This is a genomic window from Arthrobacter sp. GMC3 (assembly GCF_002929305.1).
In the GTDB taxonomy this organism is placed as follows: Bacteria; Actinomycetota; Actinomycetes; order Actinomycetales; family Micrococcaceae; genus Specibacter.
On the sequence record NZ_PJIO01000048.1, the window covers coordinates 1 to 1,253 of the forward strand.

The window sequence follows — 1,253 nt, forward strand, 5'->3', positions numbered from 1 at the left end:
TGGTCCTGCCGGATATCATCGACATTATGGAGATGTATCATGCGTTGCATGTTTCCTGGTCTAATTTGCAGGACCAGCAATCCATCGATGAACGTCGTGTCACCTTCCTCGGCTTTGACGCCGCCACTGAAGCACGTTACCTCGGTTATGTCCGCTTTATGGTTAATGTGGAAGGGCGCTATACCCATTTTGACGCCGGAACTCACGGTTTTAACGCCCAGACGCCAATGTGGGAAAAATATCAGCGCATGCTTAATGTGTGGCATGCCTGCCCGCGTCAGTACCATTTGAGCGCCAACGAAATTAATCAAATTATCAATGCCTGAGGAGGCCCGCGTGCGGTGCAAAGGTTTTCTGTTTGATCTTGATGGAACGCTGGTGGATTCCCTGCCTGCGGTAGAACGGGCGTGGAGCAACTGGGCCAGACGTCATGGGTTAGCGCCGGAAGAGGTGCTGGCTTTCATTCACGGTAAACAGGCGATCACCTCTCTGCGCCATTTTATGGCGGGCAAATCCGAGGCTGATATTGCCGCCGAGTTTACGCGTCTGGAGCACATCGAGGCCACGGAAACCGAAGGTATTACCGCGCTTCCGGGGGCAATCGCCTTACTCAGTCATTTGAATAAAGCAGGTATTCCGTGGGCCATTGTGACTTCTGGCTCCATGCCGGTAGCGCGAGCGCGCCATAAAATAGCTGGGCTTCCCGCACCAGAGGTGTTTGTAACCGCTGAGCGAGTGAAGCGCGGAAAACCAGAACCTGATGCGTATCTGTTAGGCGCGCAGCTGCTGGGGCTTGCGCCGCAGGAGTGTGTGGTGGTGGAAGATGCTCCCGCTGGCGTGCTTTCTGGCCTGGCGGCGGGTTGCCATGTCATTGCGGTTAACGCTCCGGCAGATACCCCGCGCCTGAATGAGGTCGATTTGGTCCTCCACAGTCTGGAGCAAATTACTGTGACCAAACAGCCAAATGGCGATGTTATTATTCAGTGAAACACCTGATCATGATTTAGCCCCGTCTCGTCGGGGCTTTTTTATGGCAGAATCAAGTCATCTCCCTCAATTAACAAGGATAAGTTGTGAACGGTGAATTGATTTGGGTTCTTTCATTACTGGCCGTTGCCATTGTCTTGTTTGCGACGGGCAGAGTGCGTATGGATGCGGTCGCTTTGTTTGTTATTGTCGCGTTTGCATTAAGCGGAACGCTGACGGTCCCCGAAGTATTTTCCGGCTTTTCTGATCCTAACGTTGTCCTGATT

2 protein-coding genes and 1 pseudogene are annotated in these 1,253 nt (G+C 52.8%); all 3 read left to right on the forward strand.

What is annotated here, in order from left to right:
• Nucleotides 1-326, forward strand: a 326-nt coding sequence (locus CXQ94_RS23590) for a YfbU family protein (RefSeq protein ID WP_146070400.1), incomplete at its 5' end; no start/stop codon positions are given.
• Nucleotides 327-336: 10 nt separating this feature from the next.
• Nucleotides 337-987, forward strand: a complete 651-nt coding sequence (hxpA, locus tag CXQ94_RS23595) for a hexitol phosphatase HxpA (RefSeq protein ID WP_001203392.1) — start codon at nucleotides 337-339, stop codon at nucleotides 985-987.
• A gap of 86 nt (nucleotides 988-1,073) precedes the next feature.
• A pseudogene (locus CXQ94_RS23600) lies at nucleotides 1,074-1,253 on the forward strand (SLC13/DASS family transporter); the annotation flags it as partial.